The sequence below is a fragment of the Streptomyces mirabilis genome (assembly GCF_039503195.1).
GTDB lineage: Bacteria > Actinomycetota > Actinomycetes > Streptomycetales > Streptomycetaceae > Streptomyces > Streptomyces mirabilis_D.
On sequence record NZ_JBCJKP010000001.1, the window covers coordinates 9,626,497 to 9,648,846 of the forward strand.

The following is a 22,350-nucleotide window of genomic DNA, read 5'->3' on the forward strand; positions in this document are numbered from 1 at the left end:
CGTTTTGCGTCTGCGGGACCCGATGTGGCTGGTCGCGCAGTTCCCCGCGCCCCTGAAGGGGCGCTCTCGCTCACCCTCGTATCAAAGGACCCCATGCCATGCGCAAGTCATCCCTCCGTCGTACCGGCGCGGCACTCGCCGCCGTCACCTCGCTCGCCCTGGCCGTCACCGCCTGCGGCGGTACCACCAAGAACGACGTGAAGAGCGGGGGCGGCTCGGCCGCCGCGACCGGCAAGGCCGACCCGAACGCGGCCATCAAGAAGGGCCTCACGGTCGGCTTCCTGCCCAAGGCGGTCAACAACCCCTACTTCACCTCGGCGGACAAGGGCGGCGAGAAGGCGCTGACGGAGCTGGGCTCCAAGTACAAGGAGGTCGGCCCCAGCAGCGCCACCGACACCTCCGGCCAGGTGAGCTACGTCAACACGCTCACCCAGCAGCAGGTCAACGCGATGGCCGTGTCCGCGCAGGACCCGGGCGCCCTGTGCACCGCGCTCAAGCAGGCCATGAGCAACAAGATCAAGGTCGTCACCTACGACTCCGACACCAACCCCGAGTGCCGCAACGCCTTCGTCTCGCAGGCCAGTGGCGAGGACCTGGGGCGCACCGAGGTCCAACTGCTCGCCGAGCAGATCGGCTACAAGGGTGAGATAGCGATCCTGTCCGCCGCGCAGACCGCGACGAACCAGAACGCCTGGATCGACTTCATGAAGGAGGAGCTGAAGGACCCCAAGTACAAGGACATCAAGCTGGTCAAGGTCGCCTACGGCAACGACGACGCCCAGCAGTCCTTCCAGCAGACCCAGGGTCTCCTCCAGGAGCACCCGAACCTCAAGGGGATCATCTCCCCGACCACCGTCGGCATCAAGGCCGCGGCCCAGTACCTGTCCGGCTCCAAATACAAGGGAAAGGTCAAGCTGACCGGCCTCGGCACCCCCAACGACATGCGTAAGTACGTCAAGAACGGCACCGTCGACGCCTTCGAGCTGTGGGACCCGGCGAAGCTCGGCGAACTCGCCGCGCGCACGGCCGTGGCGCTGTCCTCGGGGCAGATCACCGGAGCCGAGGGTGAGACCTTCAAGGCCGGTGACATGGGCTCGTTCACCATCGGCAAGGGCGGCGTGATCAACCTGGGCAAGCCGACCGTCTTCGACGCCAAGAACATCGACCAGTTCAACTTCTAGGATCCGGGGGTCCCTTGATGCAGCGTGTGTGCTTTCTGCTGAAGGTCCGCGCGGACCGCCTCGACGAGTACCGCGAGCGGCATGCCGCCGTGTGGCCCGAGATGCTCGACGCTCTCTCGGCCACCGGCTGGCACAACTACTCGCTCTTCCTGCGCGAGGACGGTCTGCTGGTCGGCTACGTGGAGACCGAGGACTTCGCGGCCGCGCAGGCCGGCATGGAAGCCACCGACATCAATGCCCGTTGGCAGGCGGAGATGGCGCCGTTCTTCGAATCGCTGGACGGCGCCAGACCCGACGAGGCCATGAAGCCCCTCACCGAGGTCTTCCACCTCGCCTGACACCTTCCTGGCGCCCCCGTCGCCCGCCCTCACCCGCGCGAAGCCCTACCCAGGAGTCCGGACATGAAGAGACGCACCCTGCTGGCCACCGCCCTGCTGACCGGTGTGGCAGGCCCCGGAATCGGCGCCGGTACGGCGCGCGCGGCCGACCCCGGCCCCTCGGTCTCCCTCACCGGGAGCACCCAACTCGACGCCCAGGCCCTGTTCTTCGTGTCGTACGACGGCCTGGTCAACAACAACTCGTTCCAGAAGAACGGTCTGTTGACCTACAAGGGCTACCAGTACGCCGTCTGGTACACCACCGACCGCAGCGCGGTCGTCGCCCGCCGGGCGCTCGGGGCGTCCGGTTGGTCGACGGTCACCCTCGCCCATCGGCTCAAGACCTCCGACTCGCACAACGTGATCTCCATGGGCGTGTCGAAGACCGACGGCCGGCTGCACCTCAACATGGACTCCCACAGCGACGGCTTCTTCTACGTGAAGTCGGTGGCCGGGCTGCTCGACAACCCCGCCTCCACCGCCTGGACCTCCGCCGTCTTCGGAGCCGTACAGACCTCGCTCGACGGCCTCGCGCTCACCACGCAGTTCACCTACCCCCAGTTCGTCTCCACGCCCGACGGCAAGCTCCAGCTGAGCTACCGGGTGGGCATCTCCGGAAACGGGCGCAACGCCCTCGCGGAGTACGACGGCTCGTCCTGGACCGCTCTCGGGGAGTGGTCCGGCTCGACCGGCACGTACACCAGCGAGCACGGCTCGAGCACCGCCCGCAACATGTACCTGCACGGCATCGACTACGACGTCAACGGACGCCTGCACGCCTTCTTCACCTGGCGCGAGCAGAACGGCGCCGTGATGTGCAACAGCGGCGGCATCACCAACCACGACACCGGCTACGTCTACTCGACCGACCGCGGCCGCACCTGGCGCAACAACGCCGGCACCCTCGTCGGCACCACGGGCGGCTCCGACACGGTGGGTGTCACCGACGCCGGACTCGTCGTCGACGCGCTCAACCCCGACCACTCCCTGATGAACCAGGAGAGCCAGGCCACCGACTCCACCGGCCTGCCGCACGCGATCATCAGCTATGTGCCCGGGCGCTTCGGCCAGTGCACCACGAACTACGTCACCGACCGGACGAACAACGGCCGCGCCTTCCACCTCCGCAAGAACCCCTCGGGCAGCTGGACCAAGACCGAGATCCCGATCGCCCTCGGCTCGAGCCAGCGCACGAAGCTGATCCTGGACACGTACGACAACGCCTACGCGATCATGCCCTTCGGCCGGATCGCGGGCGCCTCGAAGTCCTCCGGGTACACGGACTGGACACTCCTGTACGACGGCAGCGGCCTCAACGCCTTCGGTGAGGTGGTGATCGACGAGACGCGCGTCTCGCAGGACGGGACACTGTCGGTCATGTTCCAGGAGAAGTCCAGCGGGACCACGCCCTCGGCGCTCCACGTCGTCGACTTCCGGCTGCCCGCATGACCAGCGAAGTCGGCGGACTCGCGGGTAATGTGAAGGCCCGCCCGCCGCTTCTCGTCCCCCTGGAGGTTCCTGCCTGATGGCACAGTCGGTGGGTATCAAGGACGTCGCCCGCGCCGCCGGAGTCTCCGTGGGCACGGTCTCGAACGTCATCAACCGCCCGGACAGCGTCGCCTCCGAGACCCGGGCCCGCGTCCAGTCGGCGATAGACAGGCTCGGCTATGTCCGCAGCGAGTCCGCGCGCCAGCTGCGGGCCGGGCGCAGCCGGATCATGGGCCTGCTCGTCCTCGACATGGGCAACCCCTTCTTCGTGGACGTCGCCCGCGGCGCCGAGCGCGCCGCGCGGGACGCCGGGCTCGGCGTGATGGTCTGCAACAGCGCGCAGAGCGCCAGCGAGGAGGCCGACTACCTGTCGCTCTTCGCCGAGCAGCGGGTACGCGGCGTGCTGCTGACGCCCGCCGACGCAACCGGGCGCAACATCGCGACGTTCCGCCGCAACGGCATCCCCTTCGTGCTGGTCGACCGGGTCGCCGAGGGCACCACCGAGTGCTCGGTCTCGGTCGACGACGTGGCGGGCGGCGCGCTGGCCGTACGGCATCTGGTCGACGCGGGCCATCGGTCGATCGCCTACGTCAGTGGGCCGCCCGGCCTCAACCAGGTCCGGGACCGCCGCGTGGGCGCCCTGAACGCGCTGGCCGAGGCGGGCCTGGCGCCCACCGCGATGCGGGAGCTGCCCACCCAGCGCCTCGACGTGGCCGCGGGCCGCGACGCGGGCGCGCGGCTGCTGGGCCTCGCCGAGCGCCCGACGGCCGTCTTCTGTGCCAACGACCTGCTCGCGCTCGGCGTCCTTCAGGCCATGTACGCGGCGGGCGTCGGCGTCCCCGACGACCTCGCGATCGTCGGCTACGACGACATCGAGTTCGCCGCCGCGGCGGCCGTCCCGCTCACCTCCGTGCGGCAGCCCGCCATGACCATGGGCGCTCTCGCCGCCGAACTGCTGCTGGAGGAGACGGAGGCCGAGACGGCACCCACACCGCACGAACACCGGCGCGTGGTGCTCCAGCCGGAGCTGGTCGTGCGCCGCTCCAGCCTGTCGGCGCGCTGACGCGCGGCACGGTCCGCGCACCTGGCCTGCTGAGCGACCATTCAGTACGACTTTCTTGATCCCCGGTCTCGGCCGGCCGGGGATCATGTGCTCAACTGGGACGCAGCCTGGATCCATACGTCTCGGGAGCCCTGTTGACCGTCAGCTACCGCCAGCCCGGTGTCGTCCTCACCGACCACCGTTTCACCGTGCCCCTCGACCACGACGACCCGGCGGGGGAGAGCATCGAGCTGTTCGCCCGCGAGGCCGTCGCGAGCGACAAGACGCACCAGGACCTCCCCTGGATGGTCTACCTCCAGGGCGGTCCCGGCTTCGGCGCCAACCGCTTCGTCGGCAAGCAGGCCTGGCTCGGCCGCGCGCTGAAGGAGTTCCGGGTGCTGCTGCTCGACCAGCGCGGCACCGGCCACTCCACGCCCGCCAATCGCCAGACGCTGCCGCTGCGCGGCGGCCCCGGCGCGCAGGCCGACTACCTCGCACGCTTCCGCGCCGACTCCATCGTCCGCGACTGCGAGGCCATCCGCCCCCGGCTCACCGGCGGCGACCCCTGGACCGTACTCGGCCAGAGCTTCGGCGGCTTCTGCGTCGTGCACTACCTCTCGACCGCCCCCGAAGGTCTGCGCGCGGCCCTCATCACCGGGGGCCTGCCCTCCCTCGACGCCCACGCGGACGACGTCTACCGGGCCGCGTATCCCCGTATCGAGCGCAAGGTCGCGGCACACTACGCGCGTTACCCCCAGGACGTGGAGCGGGCCCGTCAGATCGCCGACCACCTCCTCCGCCACGAGACCGTCCTGAGCAACGGCTACCGCCTGACCGTCGAGGCCTTCCAGTCCCTCGGCATCCTCCTCGGCGGTGGCGAGGGCAGCCACCGTCTGCACTACCTCCTGGAGGAGGCCTTCGTCCGCACCCCGCAGGGCCCGGCCCTCTCCGACGCCTTCCAGGAGGAGGTACAGGGACTCCTCTCGTACGCCGGCCACCCCCTGTACGCGCTCGTCCACGAGGCCTGCTACGCCCAGGACGACCGGCCCACCGCCTGGTCCGCCGAGCGGGTGCGCGCCGAGTTCCCCCAGTTCGACGCGGCCAAGGCCCTCGCGGACGACGGACCGCTGCTGTTCACCGGCGAGTCCGTGCACCCCTGGGTGTTCGACACCGACCCCGCGCTGCGTCCCCTCCGCGAGACCGCCGAGGAACTCGCCGCGCGCACCGACTGGCGGCCGCTGTACGACCCCGCCCGCCTCGCCGCCAACGAGGTGCCGGTGGCCGCGGCGGTCTACCACGACGACATGTACGTCGACCCGGAGCACTCCCTGCGCACGGCCCGTGCCATCGGTGGTCTGCGGACCTGGGTGACCGACGAGTTCGAGCACGACGGTGTACGGGCCGGGGGGTCGCGCGTCCTGGACCGGTTGCTGGCGCTGTCGCGCGACGAGGTCTGACCGGGCGCCGTTCGGGGGAGAGGGCAACGCGATGGACGACGACGAACTCCTCGAACACCTCGCGGATCGGTTTCAGGAGCACCGCGGTCGCCTGAGGGCGGTGGCGTACCGGATGCTCGGCTCGCTGAGTGAGGCGGACGACGCGGTCCAGGAGGTGTGGCTGAAGCTCGGCCGCACGGACGTCGGTGAGATCAGGAACCTCGCGGGCTGGCTGACCACGGTGGTCGGCCGGGTCTGTCTGGACCTGCTGCGTACGCGTGCCGCGCGCCGCGAGGAGCCGCTGGACACCTATGTCCCCGACCCGCTGGTCAGCCCCCTGGAGCGGATCGACCCCGAGCAGGAGGTGCTGCTCGCCGACTCGGTGGGGCTGGCCCTGCTGGTGGTCCTGGAGACACTGGAACCCGCAGAGCGCCTCGCCTTCGTCCTGCACGACATGTTCGCGGTGCCCTTCGACGACATCGCGCCCGTCGTGGGCCGCTCGTCGGCCGCCACGCGGCAGCTGGCGAGTCGGGCGCGGCGGCGGGTACGGGGCGCTGCCGCGCCGGAGCCCGAACTCGATCCGGCCCGGCAGAAACTGGTCCTCGACGCCTTCCTCGCGGCCTCGCGCGCCGGGGACTTCGAGGCGCTGGTGTCCGTCCTCCATCCCGATGTCGTGCTCCGTGTCGACTCCGGTGTGCTCGTCGGTGGGGCGGCGGCGTCCAAGGTGATCCACGGTGCGACGGGCGTCGCCCAACAGGCGCTCATGTTCCGCCAGTTCGCGGAGTTCTCCCGGCTCGCGCTGGTCAACGGGGCGGTCGGTGTCGTCACGGCCCCCGAAGGGCGCCCCCTGTCCGTCATGGGCGTCACCATCACCGACGGCCGCGTCGTCGAGATGTACATCCTCGCCGACCCCGCCCGCCTGTTCGACCTGGCCCTCCCCGACCTGGCGGGCTGATCCCGGGTCCTCACACGCCGGACGGGCTGAAAAGATGCGCGCCAGCGCTCTTGAGGGGCGCGGGGAACTGTGTGCCCAGCCCCCACCGGCCCGCAGCCAAAGAACGCACCCGGGGGTCTGGGGGCGGAGCCCCCAGGAATGGGACGGGTAGGGGCGGCGGGGGCGAGAGAACCCCTCACGGAGGGCGCCCGTCGGCTCAGTACGCTGGTGACATGCGAGAAGACAGTGTGACGGCAGTCGATGACCGGCTCCTCGAGTTGCGGGCCGACTGCGGTCGGTGTTTCGGGTTGTGCTGTGTCGCGCTGCCCTTCACCCGTTCGGCGGACTTCGCGATCGACAAGGACGCGGGAAAACCCTGCCAGAACCTGCGGACGGACTCCCGGTGCGGAATCCACACGCAGCTGAGGGAGAAGGGGTTCAACGGGTGCACGGTGTACGACTGTTTCGGCGCCGGCCAGCAGGTCTCCCAGGTCACCTTCGCCGGCCAGGACTGGCGCACAGGCCCGCGGGAACGAGCCCGGCAGATGTTCGACGTGTTCCCGGTCGTCCGCCAGCTCCACGAACTGCTCTGGTACCTGAACGAGGCCCTGACCCTCGCCCCGGCCCGCCCGATCCACGCCGACCTCCGCCGAGCCCTCGCCGAGACGGAGCGACTGACGAACCGATCCCCGGAGGAACTCGGGGCGTTGGACGTGAACGCGCACCGACAGCAGGTCAACACGCTCCTGCTGCGAACCAGCGAACTCGTGCGCGAGGGAGTCGGCCGCGGCAAGAAGAAGGAGCGGCGCGGCGCCGACCTCATGGGCGCCCGCCTCAAGGGCGCGGACCTGCGGGGTGCCAACCTGCGCGGCGCCTACCTCATCGCCGCCGACCTCACCGGCGCCGATCTGCGCGGCGCGGACCTGATCGGCGCCGACCTCCGCGACACGGATCTCACGGACGCCGATCTGACCGACGCGTTCTTCCTGACCCAGCCCCAGTTGAACGCGGCCAGGGGCAGCGCCGGGACCAGGCTGCCGCGGTCAGTCACCCGCCCGGGCCACTGGACGCAGTGACACCGGGTCCGCCGCGGGTGCCCGGTCCTCGAGGTGCAGCCGCAGCCCCTCCGGCATCAGCGTCAGCCGCTCGGCGACCCGCAGCCGGTAGTCCGGTTCGGGCCGCAGATCGTAGCGGCGCAGCAGCAGCCCCAGGACGAGCGTCGCCTCGTGCAGCGCGAACTGCCGGCCGATGCAGGCCCGCGCCCCGGTGCCGAACGGCTTGAAGGTGTGGGCGGCTCGGGACCGTACGGCCCCCGGGTCGAAGCGGTCCGGGTCGAATTCCTCGGCGTTCGCACCCCACACCTCCGGGTTGCGCTGCAGCAGCGTCGTCAGGACCAGGGTCCAGGCACCCGTCCGCATGGGGTGGACCCCGCCCAGCACGGTGTCCTCGCGGGCCTCGCGCGCGAAGCCGGGTGCCGTCGGCCACAGCCGTAGCGACTCGTCGAGGACCCGGCGGACGTAGCGCAACTTGGCGACCTGGTCGTAGGCGGGCAGGAGGGTGTCGCCCCAGACCCGGTCCACCTCGGCCCGTGCGCGAGCGGCGACGTCCGGGTGCTGGGCGAGGTAGTGCAGGGCGAAGGAGAGCGCGCCCGAGGTCGTCTCGTGGCCGGCGATCAGGAAGGTGATCACCTGGCGTCGGATGTTCTCGGGCGTCAGCCGCTCCCCGGTCTCGGGATGGGCGGTCTCCAGCATCCGGTCGAGAAGGTCCCCTTCGCCGGAGGAGTGCTGACGGGCGGCCACGACGGCGTCGACCGTCTGGTTCAGGTACGCCATGTGCGCCCCGTTGCGACGGGTGGCCCCGCGCAGCAGGATCGGGGCCAGCGGCGCGGGGAGCACGTTGAGGCGCTGCGCGTAGGTCAGGGTGCCGACCATCGCGGTGACGAAGGGGTGCGGCCTGGAGCGCTCGAAGGAGCCGAAGTCGTGGCCGAAGCCGGTGCGGGCGATCGTCTCCAGCGTCAGTTTCGTCATGTCGCCGGGTACGTCCACCGCCCGGCCCGCCGCGCGCTCCCCGTCCCAGCGGTCCATCAGCCGCTCGGTCACGGCGAGCATCATCGGGTGATAGCCCTCCATCGCCTCACGGCTGAAGCCCGGAGCGAGGATGTCGTGGGCCAGCTGCCAGTTCGGTTCGTGGTTGTACGCCGTGAACAGACCGTCCCCGGCGACCGGCCGGAGGTTGGCGACCCCGAGGCCGACGTGCTTGGCGAACCGTGTCTCGTCCGCCAACTCGGCCGCGAGCTCGGCGCCCCACACGAAGACGATCTCCTTGCCGAAGCCCTTGCGCCGGAAGATCGGCCCGAGCCGGCGCCCGAATCGCATCGAGTCCTGCACCGGAGAGCGGACGTGCGCGCCGATCACATCCCCGACGAGGGGGAGCCGGTAGGGCGGGCGGGGGATGCGGTGCAGCTCGGGCCAGCCCAGCTCCGCGCTCCGGAACCCCTTGGGCAGCACGGCCCCTGTCGTCTCCGCCATGACGCGATCTCCCTTGTGCCTGCGGCACGTCGACGCTGCTGTCCTGACCATGTTGTACGCGGGTTCAATAGCGGTTTTCAGTGTGATCCCGTTGTTGAACCGACGTCAAGTAAGGTGCGGCCATGATGGGCAAACAGGGGGAGCGAGGGGATCGGACGCGCCGTCGGCTGAGTACCGAGGAGCGCAGGGAGCAGCTGCTGTCCGTCGGGGCGCGGCTGTTCTCGGAGAGCCCGTACGACGAGGTGTGGATCGAGCAGGTCGCCGAGATCGCCGGGGTCTCGCGCGGGCTCCTGTACCACTACTTCCCCACCAAGCGGGACTTCTTCGCGGCCGTCGTGGAGCGCGAGAGCGAGCGGATGCTGCGGTTGACGGAGGCGGTGCCGGGGACTCCCGTCCGCGAGCAGCTGAGCGCCGGACTCGACACCTTCCTGGCGTACGTCGAGGCCCACGCACACGGCTTCCGCGCCTTCCATCGCGCCGACGCGGCCGGTGACCAGGCGGTGCGCAGGGTCTACCAGCGGGCGCTGGCCGCGCAGGAGCAGCAGATCCTGGCGGCGCTCGACGCGGACCCCGATGTTCCCGGGGGGATCGAGGACCGGCCGGAGCTGCGGATCGCCGTCCGTGGCTGGCTCGCCTTCACCACGGCCGTGTGTCTGGAATGGCTCAGGGGGGCGGAGCTGACCCGGGAGCAGCTGCGGGATCTGTGCGCGCGGGCGCTTCTGGGCGCCATCGCGCCGTAACTCGTGCGAGGGACGCAGGTGTGGCGTGGTTGGCGTACACCCGGATCTCCGATAGGTTAGGCAAGGCTTACCTAAGGGGGGTTGGGATGGGTGACCGCAAGGGCGACCGTCATACCTGGACGGCCGCGCCCGCCGCTGCCGAGCGCGCCCGCTCGGTGCTCGCCGCGGCATGGTCCTGCGCGGTGACCGCGGAGGGTGGCAGGGAGGAACTCGTCGGTGCGCACACCGTCACCGCGGACGGCCGGGTTCTCCTGCGCGTGCCGGACGACAGCGCGCTGGCGGCCGCGGCGGTCTGCGCGCCGCGCGGAGAGCCCTCCGCCGTACTGGAGTTCGCGGACGTCGCGCCCGTGCCGGTCCGCAACCGGATCCGCGCCCGGCTCTGGATGGCCGGCCGGTTCGTCCTGGCGGACGGGCACCTGGAGTTCCGGCCCTCGCGCGTGGTGCTGCGCGAGGCGTCCGGCGCGCTCGTGGTGGACCTCGACGAGTTCGCGGACGCCGTCCCCGACCCGCTCGCGACGGCCGAGGCGAGCCTGCTCATCCATCTGGCCGACACGCACCCGGACGCCGTCGAGCGGCTGACCCGCCTCGTCGAGCCCGAGAGCCTGCACGACGCGGTCCGCGTCCAGCCGCTCGCCGTCGACCGGCACGGACTGACGCTGCGGATCGAACGGGCGCGCGACAACGGCGACGTACGCCTGTCCTTCCACTCGCCCGCCGACGACGTCGCGCAGCTCACCGAGCGGATGCATGTGCTGCTCACGCAGGCGAGTTCCGCGAACTGCCCCCGCGCGCTACAGCGGCAGCGCACAGACGGCGACGGGTGAGACGAACGGCTTGCCCGCGAGGTGGAGTTCACCGCTCGCGCCCTCGACGTGGAAGACGCTGACCGTGCTCGAGCGCTGGTTCGCCGTGAACAGCAGCCGTTCGTCCGGTGAGAAGGCTAGGTGGCGCGGGAAGTCGCCGCCGACCGGCACGGTGTCCAGGAGCCTCAACCGGGCACCGGCCGCCTCGACCCCGTACCGGGTCAGGCTGTTGTGGCCGCGGTTGGCGAGATAGGCGTATGACCCGTTCGACGTCACCAGGAGCTGCGCCGGGTAGTTCGTGCCCGCGCCCGTGCCGGTGGACTGCGGGTCGCCCGGGGTGAGCCGTCCGCTCGCCGGGTCGTACGCGCAGACCACGACCGTGTTGTCGACCTCGTTGGCGAGATAGGCGAAGCGGCCGGCGGGGTGGAAGGTGAGATGGCGTGGCCCCGCGCCCGGCCGGGTGTGCGCCTGGGAGACCTCGGTGAGCGTTCCCTTCGACTGGTCCAGGCGGTAGGTGTAGACCGTGTCGGTGCCCAGGTCGACGGCGAGGACGTGCCCGCCGTCCGGACTGGTCACGAACTGATGCGCGTGCGGCCCGTCCTGGCCGGGGCCCGGTGCCGGACTGGAGTGGGTGACCAGGTCGGTGCGCTCGCCGAGCGCGCCCGAGGCGTCGACGGGGTGCACGGCCACGCTGCCCGAGGTGTAGTTGGCGCTCAGCAGCCACCGTCCGCTCGGATGCACGGAGAGGTGGCAGGGGCCCGCGCCGCCGGTGCTCCGGGTGCTCAGCACTCGTTTGTCGGCGAGCCGTACGGCCGTCACGGCGCCCTCCGGCCGCTCGTCGACGGCGTACAGCGTGTGGCCCCTCGGATGCGTGGCGAGGTACGACGGGTCACCGATGCCGGTGAGCGTGCCGGTGGCGGTGACGGTGCCCGTCACCGGGTCGTACGTGGCCAGACCGATCCCCTTTCCACCGCCCTGGACCGAGGTGTACGTGCCGAGGAACAGCCGACGGACGGCGGGGGAGGAAGAGGTCGGCCCGGGGGCCGAGGTGGCGGGGGAGCCCTCGGCGGGTGGGGTCGTGGCGGCCGCGGGGCGGGTGCGCGGCGCGGCCGGTGCCGGAACCGTCGTCACGGCGGTGATCCCCGCCAGCGCCCCGAGGAACCGGCGCCTGCCCCAGCCGCCGCCCGCGTCCCGCGACGGATCCGCGCCACTGTTCATACCTGCACCTCGGGTGTCGGTTGCCTCGGTCGTCACAGCCACCTTGGCGTGCGACACCCGAGGAGTGCAAGAACGGCAAAGCTCGTTGCGCTCCGTGCAACGATGGGCGGGGACGCCCGACGACCGGGTGGGGCTGCCTACCAGTCACCGTCCTCGACCGGCTCGCCCGGCGTGTCGCCCAGCTGTTTCACCTGGTGGGGCGCGGGCTCCTGCCAGGGCTCGTGGTCGTCGCCGAGCCACTCGCCGACCGGCCGCACCGAGCCCAGGGTGTCCGTGGGGGCGACGTCCTGGGCCGCGTCGTCGTAGTACTCGAACCAGGGCAGCCCGGCCCGTGTGTACGCCGCGCGGTCGACGGGGGACGGCGGGGGAGCCTCGCCCGTGATGCGGCGCCACTCGGGAGGCGTCACGAGATGCACGAACACCCGGCCGGCGGGCTCACTGGCCCAGGCGCCGCGCGACCGCTCGTCCACGTAGACCTCCTGGCGCATCGAGCCCCCCACGCCGAGTCCCATGGCCGGGGCGCTCCTCGCGCGGGCCGCCGAGGCGGGCGCCGCGGCCATGGCGGCGCCGGGAGCCGGCGGGGCGGCGCCAAAGGCGGACACGCTCTTCACCGACCTCGTGCTCACGGACCGGCGGCGCTCCCACTCACGCCACTTCGCGAGCTCCGCGTCATTCAGCCGGAAGGACTGCAGCTGCAGGCCGCCCCACACCTCCTCGCCGGTGACCTGACCCTCGACCGTGGCGCCGAGCCCCAGCGGCACGGCCACGAACTGGCGGACCGTGCCCTTCCCGGAGTTGATGCCGTCGAGCCAGCGCTGGCGGGGGAGCACCACGTAGTTCTGCGGGTCCTGGGCGAGCAGGGAGCTCCACGGCCTGCCCGAGACCGCGCACACCTTGCCCACGCCGACCTGGAGCGCTGCCGGCTCCGTCGAGCCCGCGAAGCTCAGCCACATGGCCTCGCGCAGATACACCGGCAGCATCACACCGCCGCGCGCACGCCACTCGGCGGGCACGGTGTCCGCGTGGTCCTCGACGCGGCGCACGGGGAACTCGCCGAGCCCGGGCGGCAGTTCGTGCGTGCCCGTCTCGGGCAGGCGCAGCGTCCGCATGAACCGGACCCGCACCCCGCCCGGCAGGCGCAGTGTGTTCCCGTCGATCCGCACTGCGTCGTCGGCCATCCGTCCGCTCCCCCCGTCGTCGCCCCCGCCCCCGAAAACGGAACGGCTGTCCTCAGAGAGAACGACCGGAGACGGGGGGACGGTTCCGGTCCGAGCGCGGCTGTCGCGGCCCGCGGAGCGTCCGAAGGCGCTGCCGCAGTCGGACGAGGTGGTCACGGCGCTCGCGCTCTTCGCGGGTGCCGCGGTCGAGTTCCTCCATGAGCCGCCGTGAGCGGTGCTCCGTGTCCAGCTCGTCCAGGATGCGGGTGATCTCGGTGAGGACGGCGCCGTGCAGCTGCCACTGCCGGGCGTCCCGCCGCACCTCGTCGAGCAGCAGCTGGGCCAGCTTGTCGCGGGTCGCCGTGGCGGTGGACAGCTCCGCGGCGAGCCGGTCCTCGGCCGACTCGGCGTTCTGACTGATGTCCGTGGTCACCAGGACCGCGAAACTCACCACGGCGTCGCCCACCTCGGACAGCAGCTGCTCCAGCGTCGCCCCCACCTGGGGCTCGAACAGCGGCTCGGGATCGCGCTCCTTGGCGAGGTCGGTGAGGGTGCGGGCGAGCACCCGCAGCACCACCGTGCAGATCTCCAGCGTGTCGAGGCCGGTGCGCAGCACGATCCGGTGCAGCAGGCCCTCCCGTACGCGCGGATTGAGCTTGAGGCTGTCCTCGGCCTGCCGGAGCGCCGCGTCCACCTGGACGATGTCGTGGTCCAGGCGGCGCGCCTCGTGCAGCCGGGCGGTGGCGTGCTCGACGGGGGTGCGACCGGCCGCCTCCTCGCCCATGCGCAGCATCAACTGGCGTACCCGCCGTGCCAGATCCTCGATGGACTCGCCGGCCGCGCCCACCCACACCGGCGGAGCGAAGAGCAGGTTGCAGCCGAGTCCGACCACCGCGCCGATCAGGGTCTCCAGCACCCTGGCCCAGGCCGTGTCCCCGACCCTGGTCACGCCGAGCACGAGCATGGCGCTGATCGCCACCTCGGGCACGAACTCGCTGACCCGGACGAGATGGCCGACGGCCAGCGAGGCGAGGATGAGCAGGGCCAGACTCCACCAGGTCAGACCCACGAGAACGCTGAAGGCGATGGCGACGACGACACCCGCCACCACGGAGTTCACCCGGCGGATGCCGGTGGTGAGGGTGGCGTAGAGCGTGACCTGCACGACCAGGAGCGCGGTGAGCGGGGCGGTGAGCGGCGCGGGCTCCGGACTGAGCCGCAGCGCGATCACATACGCGACGGTCGCGGCCCCCGCCGACCGCACCGACTGGACGACCACGGGTTCCTCGTGCCACTTCCGGAGCTGTGCGCCCGCCACGGCCCACGCACCACGTACGTCTCGCATCCTTGGCCTTTTCCCTTTTCGCAGGCGTACCGAACGTGCTGATAGAGGACCGAAACTGTCCGCAAGGGAGCCTAGTTTGTTCTCACTGGCCGGAAGGCATCCAGGAGGGGACCAGGAATGCGCGATCTCGCGGGCTTCGAACTGCTGACCAGGGCACACATCTACCTGAGCGAGGTGGCCGCCGCCGTACCGGAGCGGGCGTGGGGGTCGCCGACGCCGTGCAGCGAGTGGACGGTGCGCCAGGTCCTCAACCACGCGCGACTGGATCAGCGGGCGTACGGCGCCGCGATCACCGGCACCGGATGGCCCGACTCCGACCCTTTCCGGCCCGCCGACGCGCTGGACGCCGACGCGCAGACGGCGCTGGAGAAGGTGCTGCGGGGCGTGGCGGACGCCTACGCGCAACTGCCGGCCGACTCCCCGGAGGTCGCGACCCCGCTCGGACCGCTGCCCTTCCCGCTGGCCGCCGCCGCTGCCGCCATGGACGCCGCCGTGCACGCCTGGGACATCGCCGTCGCCACCGGCCAGGACGCGCCGCTGGAGGAGGGGCTGGCGGAGGGGATCAGGCTTGCGGCGGATCGGCTCGCCGATCATCTGCGCGACTCGTACGGGGTGTTCGCCGCCGCCCGAGCGGTGCCGGCGACCGCCGGCCGGGCGGAGGCGCTGCTCGCCTTCCTCGGCCGGGACCCGCACTGGACGCCCGCCTTGTCCTGACCTGCGGACCGAGAGACGGTGGACACCGCGGCGTTGTCGACCGGCCGACGCCACGGCGTGGACGGCGGGGCCCACCGTCACCGGTTGGAGCAGGCGCGGACGGCGCGGTCCACTGTCACCGGCTGGAGCCGGTGCGGCTGCGGGACCGGTAGCCGGCCACCTTCGCGAGGTTGCCGCAGCGGTCCATGGAGCACCAGCGGCGCCGACGGGCCTGGGAGTCGTCCAGGAAGAGCAGCGAGCACTCGGGGTTCCCGCACTCCTTGACCCTGGCAAGGAGTGGGCCGCCGACGAGCAGGACGGCGTCCCGGGCCACGGTCGCGAGGGCCGCGGGTCCGGGACGCTCGGCCGTCCAGCGCAGGGGCTGCCGGGGGCCCGTGCCCTCGTCCTGCGGCTCGGCGAGCTGGGGGGCGAGGTCGGGGCGGGCCGCCGCCTCGTTGGCCCGCGTGACATCGGCCGGGTCGGGTGCCTCCCCGGCCATCGCGGCGCGTACGAGCCGGTAGAGCGCCTCGCGCAGGGTGCGGGCGTGGGTGAGATCGCCCTCGGTGACGCGCACCGGGGTGTCGTCGGTCTCGGCGCTCAGGCCCGCCTCGGTGATCCAGCGGGCGAGGGCGTCGGGGTCCGGGAGCCGCTCCAGGGGGGTGGCGTGCCGCTTGCCGAGCGTGGCCACGAAGTTCAGGCAGGGGCGTCCGCCGATGAAGGGGAACGGCGAGGCGGGCTCGGGGGCGGCGGCGGGAGCGGAGGGCATGGTCCGAGTGTAGCGCCTTGACACCGGTTGAAGTGGTGTCGCATGGTGACACCACTTCAACCGGTGTCACTGCTCCCGTGGGTCCCCTCGGATTCCGCGGTGCTCCGGTGCGTCCACCAGGAAGCAGGTGCGGTATGCGTGCGGTGCGGATCGACGAGTTCGGCGGGCCCGAGGTGTTGGTGCCGACGGAGGTCCCCGACCCGGTCGCGGGCCGGGGCCAGGTGCTGCTGCGGGTCGTGGCGGCGGGGGTGAACCGGGCGGACGCGCTGGTCCGTGCCGGGCGGTACCACCGGGCCGGACGTCCACCGCTGATCCCGGGGGTGGAGGCGGCCGGCGTCGTCTTCGCGGTGGGGGAGGGGGTGACCGGCATCGAGGTCGGACAGCGGGTCATGGCCCTGGACGGGGTGAACGCACCCGGCTTCTACGCCGAGTTGGCCGTCGTGCCCGCCCGACAGGTCACGGTCGTGCCGGACGGTCTGGAGCTGACCGAGGCCGCCGCCCTGCCCGTGGCCTGGCTCTCCGCCTGGTACTGCCTGCGCCATCTGGCGAAGGTGACCAAGGACGACACCGTGGTGGTGAAGGCCGCCGCGAGCGGGGTGGGCAGCGCGGCCGTCCAGATCGCCGCCGGGACCGGCGCCCGTGTCGTCGCGCTCGCGGGTTCACCCGACAAGACCGCCTGGGCCGCGGGATTCGGCGCCCACGACACCCTCGACACCTCCGCGCACCCGGGCGACGCGGAGGTCGAGGAGGTGCTGCGGTTGACCGGCGGGCGCGGTGCCGACGTCGTCCTCGACACCGTCGGCGGCCCCGCCTTCGGACGGAGTCTGCGCGAGGTCGGGCACGGCGGGCGGGTGGTCGCCCTCGCCAACGTCGCCCTGGAGCCGAGCACGATCGACACCCGCGACTTCTATCCGAAGAACGCCGCCGTCCTCGGCTTCCAGCTCACCAATCTGCAGATCCACGGCTACGACCCGCGCGAGGACCTGCGCGAGCTGGCCCGGCGGGTCGCGGCGGGCACGTACCGCGTGCCGGTCGAGACGGTGGTCCCGCTGGACCAGGCGCGCGCGGCCCACGAACGCCTGGAGCGGCGCGACAACCGGGGCAAGATCGTGCTGGCCGTTCAGGAGAAATGAGTTGCGGAGGTCCCGCCCGACGAGCGATCTCTTAAGGGTCCCGGAGCGGGGCGAAGAGGTGCGGGAACAGGGCGGGGAGGGGGCACGTGGACTTCAGGGGCGGGCGCACACCCCAGGAGCGGGCGCTGCGCCATGTGGCGGCTGTCTCCCGGGGTGCGGCGGTGGACCCGACGCTGCGCATCACCCTGAACTTCCACCCCGACCGGCTGGTGGGCGGGCGTCCGATCCTGGAGGTACTGGCCCGGGACGGTGCGTATGTCTCGCAGTTCGTCACGGGCACGAGCAACGGCGGGCTCACCGCACACCCCGGCGGCGACCGCTGGCGCTGGGAGAGCCGGATCTTCGGCGCGGCGTACGACTCCGAACCCCCGCACGAACGACCCGTGTACGGCGCACTGAACTTCCGGCGCCAACGCGTCGGCGCGGCGCCCCGCTTCGGCTCCTCGCACTTCCGGCTGACCGGTGCGGCCCTGCGGCGGGCCACCTTCTGCTATCCCGACAGCGCGGCCGAGCCGTCCGCGTTCGGGGTCGCCGCCGGGATGTCCCTGATCGAGATGGCCGAGGCGGACGAGCAGGACGCGCTCAACGACTACATCGAGGCGCAGGTGCACGGCCCCGTCGGCCTGGCGAGGGACATGGAGGCCCTGGTCCTGGACGCGAGCTACCGCGGCACGGCCGTCGAGGCGACGGCCCGGCGGCTCCCGTGCCCCGTGGAGTGGCACCCTGGCTACCGGCTCCCGCTCGAGGAACTGCGGCGCCACCCGGACTTCCGTGGCCCGGAGTTCGTCGCGCTCGGCGCCCGGATCGCCGAGGACGGCCTGCTCGACCCCCGGATCATCGGGGACGCCGCCCGCACCGGCCGCCATGAACTCCAGGACCTGAAAATGGTGTGGCACTGCCTCGCGCGCTTCGGCGCTCCTCAGGGAGCGGGCACGGCCGCGGGCGGCCACACTCCGGGGGTCAGTACGCCCAGCGCGTAGGCGCGCGACCAGCAGCGCGGTGCTCGCCTCGACGGAGTCACTGACCGGGTCCGCGGTCAGCTCGCCCTCGCGCCGCACCCCGTCGGCCGCCTCCCAGCGCACCGAGACCGGATAGCGCGAGCGACGGCGCAGCCGCAAGGCCTGGGCGATCCGCTCGATCTGCCAGGGCTCCTGCGGCCGGAACGGGTCCAGGGCCCTGCGCCGCCGCAGCCCGCTCGACGTGGCGCCCTACTCCGCCGCCATCGCCGGATTGGCCAGGATGATCGCCCCGTACACATCACAGACCGCGACCGGCATGGGGATGCGGTCGAACAACGTCATGGCCCGGTTGCGCCACCGCGTCCATCGCCACCTCCCGGCCTCCTGCCATCCCGCTGCCGCCGTGGCAAGCGCGACCCCGCCCCGGGGACTACAGAATCATGCAGTGAGGCGGTGCGGGCGCGCCGGGTCCGACGATCAAGCTGGGAGGGCAGGACTTCCGTACCGCGAAAGGCAGTTGTTGCGCCATGTCCCCCACCGCGCCGCACCCGCGATCCACACACTCCCTCCACGGCGTACCGGTCGTCGACACAGCGACCCACACCCGAACAGCTCACCGCCCTCGCCGCGGCCAACCCGTGCCCGCCGGAACGAACGGCCCTCGCGGCGCTCGTGGACGACCCACGCAGCGCGGCGCGCTGGACTGGCCGGCCCTGCTCGATCTCCTCACCCCGCTGCGGCCCCGCCACTACTCGGTGTCGTCCTCACCCGCGACCGACCCCGGCCACGCCGACCTGATGGTCTCCCTGCTGGAGGCCCCGGCCCGCTCCGGCCTGGGCACGTACACCGGAGTCGGCTCCGGCCATCTGCACACGGTCAAGCCCGGCGACACCGTCCTCGCCCGCGTCCAGCCCTGCCGGGAAGCCTTCCGGATCGACGACTCGGCGCCGGTCGTTCCTGACCGGCTATCGGAAGGCGGGAGGCCGCGCGGACTTCGACACCGCGGCCCGCCGACGCCTCGCCCTCTATCGCAGCTACCTCTACCTGATCATGCTCATCGAGACCGTGCCCCGCGCCGTGGGTGACGACGATGTCGTCCGGACCCGGACGATGGTGGCCCCGCAGCTCGTGGCGGCCCTGGACGACATCGGCCGGCACGGAGCCCGCACGTCGAAGGGGTGACCTCGTCCCTCGCCCTCGGCTGGACGCGAGCTCCGTTCGAGGGAACAGGCGCGTCCAGCGCGAGGGCCGGGACGTACGTCAGGCCGCGTTGCGCCTGCGCTCCCCATGGGCCCGGACGATGTCCGCGTACCGGTGCCCGCTTCCCTTCACCGTGCGCCGCTGTGTCTCGTAGTCGACGTGCACGAGGCCGAAGCGCTTGTCGTAGCCATAGGCCCACTCGAAGTTGTCGAGCAGCGACCAGGCGAAGTATCCGGCGAGGGGGACGCCCTTGCCGGCCGCCGCGGCACAGGCGGCGAGGTGCTGCTCCAGGTACCGCGTGCGCTCGGGGTCGTCGACGGTGCCGTCGGCGCGCACGACGTCGGGATAGGCGGAGCCGTTCTCGGTGACGTACAGCTTGCGGGCGCCGTAGTCGTCGGTGAGGCGCAGCAGCAGGCGCTCGATACCGGAGGCGTCGACCTCCCAGTCCATGCCGGTGCGGGGAACGCCCAGGCGGCGCACCGTGCGCACGCGCGGCGCGGGTCCTGAGGGGTCGTCGGCGACGGTGGACGGGAAGTAGTAGTTGAGGCCCAGCCAGTCCAGGGGCTGCGCGATGGTCTCCAAGTCGCCCGGCAGCTCCGGAAGTTCGACGCCGTAGACCTCACGCATGTCCGCGGGGAACCCGCGGCCGTGTACCGGGTCCAGCCACCAGCGGTTGGTGTGTCCGTCCAGTCGGCGGGCCGCCTCGACGTCCTCGGGGCGGTCGGTGGCGGCTTCGACGCTGGAGAGGTTGTTGACGATGCCCACCTGGGCGCCCGGTGCCGCCGCGCGGATGGCCTGCACGGCCAGGCCGTGGCCCAGGAGCAGGTGGTACGAGGCGGGCACCGCGACCGCCAGATCCGCGAGGCCGGGAGCCATCCGGCCCTCCAGGTGGCCGATCCAGGCCGAGCACAGCGGCTCGTTCAGCGTCGTCCAGTGCTGGACACGGTCGCCCAGACGCTCCGCGACGACCGCCGCGTACGAGGCGAAGTGGTGTGCCGTGTCGCGTGCGGGCCACCCGCCGCGGTCCTGGAGCACCTGCGGCAGGTCCCAGTGGTAGAGGGTGACGGAGGGGGTGATGCCCGCCTCCAGCAGGGCGTCGATCAACTGGTCGTAGAAGTCGAGCCCCTTCGCGTTGACCGGGCCGTCGCCGCCCGGCACCACGCGGGGCCAGGCGATGGACAACCGGTAGGCATTGGTGCCCAGTTGGCGCATGAGCGCGATGTCCTCGCGCCAGCGGTGGTAGTGGTCGCAGGCGATGTCACCGTGGTCGCCGTTGTCGATCTTGCCCGGGGTGTGCGAGAACGTGTCCCAGATGGACGGCGAGCGGCCGTCCTCGGCGACGGCTCCCTCGATCTGGTAGGCCGACGTGGCCGTGCCCCACAGGAAGTCCTCGGGGAGTGCGGCAAGGTCGATGGTCACGGAAGTCCCTTCAGGGGATGAGGAGTCGGTCACTTGACGGCTCCGGCCGTCAGGCCGGCGACGAGGTAGCGCTGGAGCAGCAGGAACCCGGCGACCACCGGGACGCTCACCACGAGCGAGGCGGCCATGATCTGGTTCCAGTACACGTTGTTGAGCGTGGAGTAGCCCTGGAGCCCGACGGCGAGCGTGCGCGTGGTGTCGTTGGTCATCACCGACGCGAACAGCACCTCGCCCCAGGCGGTCATGAAGGCGTAGACGGCGACGGCGACGATGCCGGGGATCGCTGCGGGCACGACCACCCGCAGCAGCGCGCCGAGCGGCCCGCAGCCGTCCACCAGGGCCGCCTCGTCCAGATCGCGCGGCACCGAGTCGAAGTACCCGATCAGCATCCAGATCGAGAACGGCAGGGAGAAAGTGAGATACGTGAGGATCAGGCCGCCGCGCGAGCCGAACAGCGCGATGCCCGTGGCGTTGCCGATGTTGACGTAGAGAAGGAAGAGCGGGAGGAGGAAGAGGATGCCGGGGAACATCTGCGTCGACAGCACGGTCACCGTGAAGACACGCTTGCCGCGGAAGCTGTAGCGGCTCACCGCGTACGCCGCGAAGACCGCGATCACCACCGAGCAGACCGTCGCCACGCCCGCCACGATCAGCGAGTTCAGGAAGTACCTCGCCAGCGGGACCGTCGACCAGATGTCGATGTACGGGCGGATCGTCAGCCCGCTCGGCAGCCAGCGGAACTTCCCCGAGACGTCCGCGAGCGGCTTCAGCGAGCTGGAGACCATGACGTAGACCGGTACCAGGACGAAGCCGGTGAGCAGGGTGAGGAAGATCCTGCGGGACCAGAGGAAGGACCGCGGGGGAGCCATCGGCGAGCGGGGCGCCTTCGAGGCGCGGGACGCCGTCTGCGCGGTGCTAGACATCGGCCGTCTTCCTTCCTCGGGAGGTCAGCAGCAGGTAGACGCCCGTCACGACGAGCAGGAAGAGCAGCAGCAGGACCGACATGGCGGATCCGGTGCCGAAGTTCCAGGTGACGAACGACGCCTGGTAGATGTGCACCGAGATGAGGTCCGCGGCCTCCGGAGCGGTCCTGCCGAACAGGACGAACGGCGTGTTGAAGTCGTTGAACGTCCACAGGAACAGGACCAGTACCAGCACCTGGTTGACCGGGCGCAGGGACGGCAGGGTGATGCGGCGCAGCTGCTGCCACAGACCGGCGCCGTCGAGGGCGGCGGCCTCGTACAGCTCCCCGGGGATGTTCTGGAGGCCGGCCATGACGATGAGGAACGCGAACGGCCAGCCCTTCCACACCGAGACGGTGAGCAGGGCGTAGAAACTGTTGTCGCCGATGAGCCAGAAGGACGGCTTGTCGATGAGGTGCAGCTGGTCGTGCAGGACGTGGTTCACCAGGCCGTTGTCGTGCTGGAACATGAACACCCAGGTGATGACCGCCGCGTACACGGGCAGCGCGTACGGGACGAGGAAGAGCGCCCGCAGCAGACCGCGGCCGCGGAAGGTGTCCTGCATGTAGATCGCGGCCGCCGTGCCGATCAGCCAGCACAGGCCCACCGACAGCAGGGTGAAACCGACGGTGACGAGGAACGAGTGCAGCAGCGCCTCGCCGACGGGCGCGCTGAAGTCCACCGACACCTTGTAGTTGTCGAATCCGGACCAGGGCGCGGTGCCCCAGTCGCGGATGTAGAACTGGGTGAGCTCCTTGAAGCTCATGAAGATGCCGATCACCATCGGCACCAGGTGGACCAGGAGTTCGAGGATCAGGGCGGGCAGGAGCAGCAGATAGGGCAGTGCGATGCGCCGGATCCGCCCGGGGCGGCGCGGCCCGCGCGCCGCCCCGGGGGAGTCCTTGGGCACCGCCCGTTCGCCGGAGTCGGCGGAGGCGGCGGTCGTGGTGGTCATGAGGGAGTCCGCGC

General features: G+C 71.5%; 22 protein-coding genes and 1 pseudogene. 14 read left to right on the forward strand and 9 right to left on the reverse strand.

Features of this window, described 5'->3' with window-relative positions; genetic code table 11:
- Window positions 1–98 precede the first annotated feature (98 nt).
- The 7 genes from rhaS to AAFF41_RS43700 all read left to right on the forward strand — a co-directional run bounded on the left by rhaS (window position 99) and on the right by AAFF41_RS43700 (window position 7,534).
- Window positions 99–1,181, forward strand: coding sequence for a rhamnose ABC transporter substrate-binding protein (rhaS, locus tag AAFF41_RS43670; RefSeq protein WP_319751081.1), 1,083 nt, complete (start codon window positions 99–101; stop codon window positions 1,179–1,181).
- A 17-nt stretch (window positions 1,182–1,198) separates the two neighbouring features.
- Window positions 1,199–1,519 (forward strand): L-rhamnose mutarotase, encoded by a 321-nt coding sequence (locus tag AAFF41_RS43675; RefSeq protein WP_319751191.1) that lies wholly within the window; start codon window positions 1,199–1,201, stop codon window positions 1,517–1,519.
- Window positions 1,520–1,582: 63 nt separating this feature from the next.
- Window positions 1,583–3,007, forward strand: coding sequence for a BNR repeat-containing protein (locus AAFF41_RS43680; RefSeq protein WP_343325817.1), 1,425 nt, complete (start codon window positions 1,583–1,585; stop codon window positions 3,005–3,007).
- Between the two features lie 76 nt (window positions 3,008–3,083).
- Window positions 3,084–4,109 carry a LacI family DNA-binding transcriptional regulator gene (locus AAFF41_RS43685; RefSeq protein ID WP_067360334.1) on the forward strand — a complete coding sequence of 342 codons (1,026 nt, stop codon included), beginning with the start codon at window positions 3,084–3,086 and terminating at the stop codon, window positions 4,107–4,109.
- A gap of 134 nt (window positions 4,110–4,243) precedes the next feature.
- Window positions 4,244–5,545: an alpha/beta fold hydrolase gene (locus tag AAFF41_RS43690; RefSeq protein WP_319751079.1), complete on the forward strand. Its 1,302-nt coding sequence runs from the start codon at window positions 4,244–4,246 to the stop codon at window positions 5,543–5,545.
- A gap of 31 nt (window positions 5,546–5,576) precedes the next feature.
- A complete protein-coding gene (sigJ, locus tag AAFF41_RS43695) occupies window positions 5,577–6,479 on the forward strand; it encodes an RNA polymerase sigma factor SigJ (RefSeq protein ID WP_343325818.1) in 903 nt (300 codons plus the stop codon).
- Between the two features lie 212 nt (window positions 6,480–6,691).
- Window positions 6,692–7,534, forward strand: coding sequence for a pentapeptide repeat-containing protein (locus AAFF41_RS43700; protein WP_319751077.1), 843 nt, complete (start codon window positions 6,692–6,694; stop codon window positions 7,532–7,534).
- Here the strand turns inward: AAFF41_RS43700 and AAFF41_RS43705 are convergent.
- Complete coding sequence (locus tag AAFF41_RS43705; protein ID WP_319751076.1) at window positions 7,502–8,986, reverse strand: cytochrome P450; 1,485 nt, start codon at window positions 8,984–8,986, stop codon at window positions 7,502–7,504. The two genes, AAFF41_RS43700 and AAFF41_RS43705, sit on opposite strands and share 33 nt — an antisense overlap.
- A gap of 122 nt (window positions 8,987–9,108) precedes the next feature.
- On the opposite strand from AAFF41_RS43705, the gene AAFF41_RS43710 reads away from it, so the two are divergent.
- The gene (locus AAFF41_RS43710) at window positions 9,109–9,726 is read left to right on the forward strand and encodes a TetR/AcrR family transcriptional regulator (RefSeq protein WP_319751075.1); all 618 of its coding nucleotides are present in this window, start codon (window positions 9,109–9,111) and stop codon (window positions 9,724–9,726) included.
- Between the two features lie 86 nt (window positions 9,727–9,812).
- Entirely contained in the window at window positions 9,813–10,550 is a 738-nt protein-coding gene (locus tag AAFF41_RS43715) for a DUF2470 domain-containing protein (protein WP_343325819.1), read from the forward strand.
- On the opposite strand, the gene AAFF41_RS43720 is transcribed toward AAFF41_RS43715, so the two are convergent.
- The 3 genes from AAFF41_RS43720 to AAFF41_RS43730 form a co-directional block, all read right to left on the reverse strand.
- Window positions 10,518–11,747: a lactonase family protein gene (locus AAFF41_RS43720; protein ID WP_319751073.1), complete on the reverse strand. Its 1,230-nt coding sequence runs from the start codon at window positions 11,745–11,747 to the stop codon at window positions 10,518–10,520. The genes AAFF41_RS43715 and AAFF41_RS43720 overlap by 33 nt on opposite strands.
- Before the next feature lie 137 nt (window positions 11,748–11,884).
- Window positions 11,885–12,925 (reverse strand): hypothetical protein, encoded by a 1,041-nt coding sequence (locus tag AAFF41_RS43725; RefSeq protein WP_319751072.1) that lies wholly within the window; start codon window positions 12,923–12,925, stop codon window positions 11,885–11,887.
- A 52-nt stretch (window positions 12,926–12,977) separates the two neighbouring features.
- Window positions 12,978–14,249 (reverse strand): aromatic acid exporter family protein, encoded by a 1,272-nt coding sequence (locus AAFF41_RS43730; RefSeq protein ID WP_319751071.1) that lies wholly within the window; start codon window positions 14,247–14,249, stop codon window positions 12,978–12,980.
- Between the two features lie 117 nt (window positions 14,250–14,366).
- Here AAFF41_RS43730 and AAFF41_RS43735 point away from each other — a divergent pair, with 117 nt between their 5' ends.
- Complete coding sequence (locus tag AAFF41_RS43735; RefSeq protein WP_319751070.1) at window positions 14,367–14,963, forward strand: TIGR03086 family metal-binding protein; 597 nt, start codon at window positions 14,367–14,369, stop codon at window positions 14,961–14,963.
- 115 nt (window positions 14,964–15,078) lie between these two features.
- Here AAFF41_RS43735 and AAFF41_RS43740 read toward each other — a convergent pair whose 3' ends face one another.
- Window positions 15,079–15,708 (reverse strand): CGNR zinc finger domain-containing protein, encoded by a 630-nt coding sequence (locus AAFF41_RS43740; protein WP_319751069.1) that lies wholly within the window; start codon window positions 15,706–15,708, stop codon window positions 15,079–15,081.
- A gap of 134 nt (window positions 15,709–15,842) precedes the next feature.
- On the opposite strand from AAFF41_RS43740, the gene AAFF41_RS43745 reads away from it, so the two are divergent.
- On the forward strand, window positions 15,843–16,841 hold the full coding sequence (locus AAFF41_RS43745; RefSeq protein WP_343325820.1) for a quinone oxidoreductase family protein: 999 nt from the start codon (window positions 15,843–15,845) through the stop codon (window positions 16,839–16,841).
- Between the two features lie 86 nt (window positions 16,842–16,927).
- Window positions 16,928–17,821, forward strand: coding sequence for a DUF3626 domain-containing protein (locus AAFF41_RS43750; protein ID WP_319751067.1), 894 nt, complete (start codon window positions 16,928–16,930; stop codon window positions 17,819–17,821).
- A 228-nt stretch (window positions 17,822–18,049) separates the two neighbouring features.
- Here the strand turns inward: AAFF41_RS43750 and AAFF41_RS43755 are convergent, their stop codons facing one another.
- A complete protein-coding gene (locus tag AAFF41_RS43755; RefSeq protein ID WP_343325821.1) occupies window positions 18,050–18,142 on the reverse strand; it encodes a PAS domain-containing protein in 93 nt (30 codons plus the stop codon).
- A gap of 249 nt (window positions 18,143–18,391) precedes the next feature.
- Between AAFF41_RS43755 and AAFF41_RS43760 the strand changes: the two are divergent.
- Window positions 18,392–18,756: pseudogene (locus AAFF41_RS43760) on the forward strand (reductase); the annotation flags it as partial.
- A 94-nt stretch (window positions 18,757–18,850) separates the two neighbouring features.
- Window positions 18,851–18,982 (forward strand): hypothetical protein, encoded by a 132-nt coding sequence (locus AAFF41_RS51925; RefSeq protein ID WP_388414287.1) that lies wholly within the window; start codon window positions 18,851–18,853, stop codon window positions 18,980–18,982.
- A gap of 78 nt (window positions 18,983–19,060) precedes the next feature.
- Here the strand turns inward: AAFF41_RS51925 and AAFF41_RS43770 are convergent, their stop codons facing one another.
- The 3 genes from AAFF41_RS43770 to AAFF41_RS43780 are packed head-to-tail and all read right to left on the reverse strand — an operon-like array spanning window position 19,061 to window position 22,336.
- Window positions 19,061–20,419, reverse strand: a complete 1,359-nt coding sequence (locus AAFF41_RS43770; RefSeq protein WP_319751066.1) for a GH1 family beta-glucosidase — start codon at window positions 20,417–20,419, stop codon at window positions 19,061–19,063.
- A 29-nt stretch (window positions 20,420–20,448) separates the two neighbouring features.
- Window positions 20,449–21,342 (reverse strand): carbohydrate ABC transporter permease, encoded by an 894-nt coding sequence (locus tag AAFF41_RS43775; RefSeq protein WP_143604123.1) that lies wholly within the window; start codon window positions 21,340–21,342, stop codon window positions 20,449–20,451.
- Window positions 21,335–22,336 (reverse strand): carbohydrate ABC transporter permease, encoded by a 1,002-nt coding sequence (locus AAFF41_RS43780; protein ID WP_343325822.1) that lies wholly within the window; start codon window positions 22,334–22,336, stop codon window positions 21,335–21,337. Before AAFF41_RS43780 ends, AAFF41_RS43775 begins: the two co-directional genes overlap by 8 nt.
- Between the last annotated feature and the right edge of the window lie 14 nt (window positions 22,337–22,350).